The following is a 5,421-nucleotide window of genomic DNA, read 5'->3' as shown; positions in this document are numbered from 1 at the left end:
AATACAAATGATTGATTGAAAATCAATCATTGTATTGTAGAATAACAAAAAATTCTGCAAAATAATATGGTACGTATTATTGTTTAACTAATTATTGTCAGACAGGCTGTAAAGACATCGGGGTTTTCTTTACATTTATAAAGTCTGATACATGATTTACTATTTAACATGAAAATATTTATAAGTTTTTGACCGTTGTTGATTTTATAATAACAAATATATTCATTAGACGCTCTCATCTACCAGCTTTTTCAGGGAGATTTCCAGCTTCAGAGTTAAAAATCATACAGATTAATCAATATCCATATTCCCTAGTTTTTTATTATCGATGACTTTTTTTCCTTTCGATGTTGGCACAATTGACAATTCTGCACCCTTAAATTCCTGTTTTAAAGTGTCAATATCAGAAATCCTGTCCAATGTTACTGCAATGGATGCAACTTCTGAATGAGGTTGGTTGCCTACTGCTACATTCAAATCCGCCAGGTTGTAAATCTCGGGCGGGACCTTTTCAGCGCCTACCACAATCATAAGTTTATCCCATGTTTTTATATCGCTTTCAACATCTGAAAGATTGACACCATACATGGACAGATGACATACTTTCCCCCCATTATCCTTCCAGGATTTGATTTCTCTTTTCCAGTTAACATTATTCTTCACGTAAAAATCCCCTCCCCATCTTTTGGCTACTGCCTCGATACTGTCCGCAATTCCTTCGTCATCAGATGCAAGCAGCAAACCTTCTGCTCCGAATGCTCTAGAGGTTAATCCTACATGGGTGGTAATCCTTTTATCCCTTTCAGGACGATGACCCAGACGGAGTACAACTATCTGTTTTCCTGTCATAGACAATCAATCACTGCAATTCATAATTCTTTATAACTGGGTACCCTTTCCAGAAGCATACCTTCTATCATAATTGGAGATTTCATTTGAGCACTTTTAATCGCATTTTTAAGTTTATATTCTTTTTCCGCATGGATTGTCAGTACATACTGATCTTTCTTTACCGATTCTCCCCGTTTTTTATGAATCTGGACACCTGCTCCCTTATCATTCGGTGCCCCTGCAAGTCTTGCAATTTCTATCAGACGTTTATTATTGAATTCTATAAGGTATCCGTCTGTAGGCGCTGTTAACTTATAGGTATATTCACCTACATGTACATCTTCTGATGTTACATTGGAATCTCCACCTTGTATTGCAATAATTTCTTTCAATTTGGATAATGCATTTCCATTTTTAAGTGTTTCTTCTGCAACTTTCCTACCCTGTCCTTTGGCGGCTACGCCCCCCATCTCAAGAAGCATGCCTGCAATTGATGTACTCTTTTCAATCAGACTGTTTGGTCCTTCCATAGATTCCAGTACCTTGAGTGCTTCCTTGGCTTCAAGTGCTGGACCAACTGTTCGACCAACAGGGGATGAACCATAGGTCAGTGCACATTCTACATTCATACCCAGACGTTCTCCAAGATTTATCAGATCACGTGCGAGTTTGCGACCTTCCTGAATGTTTTTTATTTTGGTTCCCTCACCTGTGGGTATATCGATTACAACCTGATCTGCACCTACAGAACCCTTTTTAGCCATTATAGATGCAAGAAGTTGACAGTGGGGGTCAATTGAAAGCGGATATTCGATTCTTATAAGCTTATCATCCGCAGGTGCGATATTTGTAGCTCCACCCCAGGCCAGGACTCCTCCTACTTTTTCGGTCATTGATTTGACTTCTGATGCAGTGAATTCGACAGGAGCCAGAACTTCCATCAAATCAGATGTTCCACCTGCCCCTGTAATGGCTCTTGAACTTGTTTTGGGAATCAACAATCCGTTTGCTGCAACAATAGGAACCACAAGAAGAGATATTTTATTACCCGGCACCCCACCTATAGAATGTTTATCCATGATAGGATGAGTATCGAATTCTATTTTATCACCTGTATCAATCATGGCTCTTGTAAGCCATTCTGTCTCATCATCACTCATATCATTAATGTAGGATGCGGTCATGAACGCAGATAATTCAATATCACTGAGACTTTCATCCACAATACCCTCTACAAGTGAATAAATCTCATCTTTGGTTAATTTGTCTTTGTTCATCACCTTTTTAATTACCTGTGCTGATTTTGGAATTGAAGCAGGTGTAACATCCACAGTTTCAGTCCATTCTCTCTGTAATTTTTCCTGTACTTCATGATATAACCCTACCATACCGGGAGATATCATATCTTCTGTAAAATCCACGATTGCTGTAAGGCTTTCATGGTCCCTGACTCGTACTCTGTCTCCTTCATTAACACCGAGTTCCTTTGCATCAACCGAATTAAGAACTACTTTGTATTTTCCGACTTTAATATTAAGTGGCTGTACTTTTAATTGCATTGTTATTCCCTGATTAAATGATTAGTTTGATAAAATTATATTTGATGATTTCTAATATATAGGATGAAGATATCTGTTTATATTTATTCGGATTTTCAAAGCATCATTATGTTGTAAGTACCTTTTATTTTTTCTCTTTATCAGTTTAAAAATCAACAGGATTATTCAATTATATATTAACAATACTATCAGCACCCAGAAAGTTAACAGGGTTAACATGAACCAAACAGAATTTATAAGTCTTTTTTTGCATTTGCGGATAAAATAACCAAATAACGGGGAGATTTCATGTATGAATGGAAATTAAAAAATACAATTGTAGATAATGGAATGTGTGCCAGATGCGGTACATGTGCAGTGGTTTGTCCCAATGACCTGATAGATTTTGAGAATGGACCTTTATTAAATGATGATTGTCTGAGAAAAGGCAACGGAATGTGTTTTGAAGTCTGTCCCCGTGTTTCATCAGGCAAATATCAGATAAGTATCAGAGAAGATTTTAAAGATGAATATTATTCAAGCAAGGGATTTTTAAAAGGACAGGATGGGGGAGTTGTAACCTCATTTTTAAAATACCTTCTTGATAATGAAAAAATCGATGGTGCCATTGTTGTAGGTGATGAGTACTGGAAACCGGTATCAATGGTTGTTAAAGATGAAAAAGGTTTAAAGGATACTGCAAAATCAAAGTACACCATCTCCACCTTAGATGCCTTAAGAGATGCTGGTGAAATGGGGCTGGAAAACGTTGCTGTTGTAGGGCTGCCCTGCCAGATTAACGGATTAAGAAAACTACAGTACTTTGAATACCTTGCAAAACATGGTAAAGAACTTGGTAAAAGTGGGAAACCTGTCAAGTTGCCGGATATCCGGTATCTGATTGGATTGTTCTGTACTGAAAAATTTGAGTATGACAGTTTGAAAGACGTATTACAAGAGTATGACATAAATATAGAAGATGTTGAAAAGTTTGATATTAAAAAGGGGTCGCTTAGAGTATATATGAAAAATCATGACAGAGAGCTGATAGTTTCGCTTGAGGATATAGAAATAACCCCTGGATGTAGAGTTTGTCGGGATTTTGATGCAAATATGGCTGATGTTTCTGTTGGAAGTGTCGGCAGTCTTGAAGGATATTCAACAGTTATAGTAAGAACTGAGAAAGGAGGTGAAATCAAAAACGCTGTCGAACTCAATCATAATGATGTTGATATGGAAATAATTAATAAATTAAAAAATATCAAAACAGAAAGATTCAATAAAGAAATTGAAAGAAGAAAAGAAAACAACGAACCTGTTTCATTCTACTGGCTTGCTGACCATGGTGGTATTTCAGGAAGGGCTGACGATACCTATTTCATAAGAATCAGAGCCAAACCTTCCGGATGGTACGATACCGATGAAATTGATTATATATTGGATGTAGCAAAGGAGTACAATGCCAAACTGAAAATGACCAATAGAGGTGGTATTGAAATCCATGATATAAACGGATTTGATACCGAAGAAGTCGCTTTGAAACTTAAAGATAGAGGACTATTAACAGGTTCTGAAGGACCACTGGTCAGAGCCACACTTTCCTGTCCGGGTGAAGGAAACTGTGGAAGTGGTTTAATTAATACTACACAGCTTTGTGAAATGATGGAAGAAAATTTCAAAGAAAGACCTGAACCCTATAAATTCAAGATTGCCATTAGTGGCTGTCCAAACAAATGTGTAAGACCACAAGTCCATGAGATTGGAATCTATGGGGTAAAATACCCTGATGTCAATGAGGACTGCAACGGATGTGGTCGATGTTCAGATGTCTGTAAACTTGAAGCTATAAGCATAAGAGGGGATACGTCCTATACCAATTACAATGTGTGTATAGGGTGCGGCAAATGTATAAAAGCCTGCCCTAATGAAGCAAGAGATATCAAAAAAGAAGGTTACATGGTTCTTGCTGGTGGTAAATCAGGAAGAGAACTAGTTGAAGCAACTCATATAGGTCTGATGGATGAGAATGAACTTGTGGACTTTGTCAACAGTGTAATGAAAGTTTATGAAAAGTATGCTGAAAAACCGCAAATAGAAAGGTTGTCTGCAGTGATGGAAAAAGTGGGCAAAGGTAGATTTTTAAGCGATGTCGAAGACATTATGAAAAAATAAAACTATTTAAAAAAGAAAAAGATGGTAGTATTGAACTATCCATCTTATTGATTTCTATTTCTTTTCAGATACAATACAAGTACAGCACCAAGCAAGCCTGCAGTGATCATAGGACTGGCTGTAGGTACATCTTTGGGTATACCTTTATAATGGCTCAAATCTTCATCTGAAACCATTTCTTCTTCGTAATCTCCTGTGACATTACCGATGTTTTCATATTGTCCTTCTTCTGCTGTGCCTATAGCTTCATATGTCCAGGTTTCATTCAACTGAAGAACCCCATCATCATTGGTGTCTCCACTCTGATATACTGGATTCACACCTGACACACTGTCATTTACCTGAACATTGTTCAATGGAACGTTACCGGTGTTGGTTACATTATAAGTCCAGGTGACTGTGCCTCCAACTTCTATTTCAGGTCCTGTTGGTGTATCTGCATCTTCTCCATTGGTCGATTTTTCAATATCTATACCAGGATTGGGTTCAAAGGGTACCTCTCCTAAGTAGTGGCTCGGGTCTTCATCGGATACTGTTATGTCACCGTATTCACCGGTCACGTTACCAAGGTTTGCGTACTGGCCCTCCTGTGCAGTACCGTTATCACTGACTTCTGTAGATTCACCGCTTGCAAGATCTCCGATAACAAACTCTTCTCCTGTCTGGTTATCGGTAACTGTCACATCGCTAAGGTCCACATTACCGGTGTTGGTCACATTGTAAACCCAGTCTACTTCGTCTCCGACCGGTACTTCTGGTCCGGTTGGATCATCGGCGTCTTCTCCATTGGTCGATTTCTCGATGTCTATGGTTGGACTGATTCCGAAGTAGTGGCTCGGGTCTTCATCGGATACTGTTATGTCACCGTATTCACCGGTCA

3 protein-coding genes and 1 pseudogene are annotated in these 5,421 nt (G+C 38.3%); 1 reads left to right on the top strand and 3 read right to left on the bottom strand.

The features are described 5' to 3' along the window. Positions 1 to 291: 291 nt before the first annotated feature. Together ACLFMM_RS09050 and ACLFMM_RS09045 are read right to left on the bottom strand one after the other, a co-directional pair. Positions 292 to 849: a tRNA (cytidine(56)-2'-O)-methyltransferase gene (locus ACLFMM_RS09050; protein ID WP_410808411.1), complete on the bottom strand. Its 558-nt coding sequence runs from the start codon at positions 847 to 849 to the stop codon at positions 292 to 294. Between the two features lie 20 nt (positions 850 to 869). Beyond that, entirely contained in the window at positions 870 to 2,390 is a 1,521-nt protein-coding gene (locus tag ACLFMM_RS09045; protein WP_410808410.1) for an AMP phosphorylase, read from the bottom strand. 288 nt (positions 2,391 to 2,678) lie between these two features. Here ACLFMM_RS09045 and ACLFMM_RS09040 point away from each other — a divergent pair, with 288 nt between their 5' ends. Then, positions 2,679 to 4,541: a Coenzyme F420 hydrogenase/dehydrogenase, beta subunit C-terminal domain gene (locus ACLFMM_RS09040; protein WP_410808409.1), complete on the top strand. Its 1,863-nt coding sequence runs from the start codon at positions 2,679 to 2,681 to the stop codon at positions 4,539 to 4,541. A gap of 44 nt (positions 4,542 to 4,585) precedes the next feature. Here the strand turns inward: ACLFMM_RS09040 and ACLFMM_RS09035 are convergent. Next, positions 4,586 to 5,421, bottom strand: a pseudogene (locus tag ACLFMM_RS09035) (PPXXXP-CTERM sorting domain-containing protein); the annotation flags it as partial.

Origin of the sequence: Methanohalobium sp. (genome assembly GCF_046546175.1) — an archaeon.
In the GTDB taxonomy this organism is placed as follows: Archaea; Halobacteriota; Methanosarcinia; order Methanosarcinales; family Methanosarcinaceae; genus Methanohalobium.
Note: the sequence above shows the minus strand (reverse complement) of the source record. Positions and strands in the feature narration are given on the sequence as shown.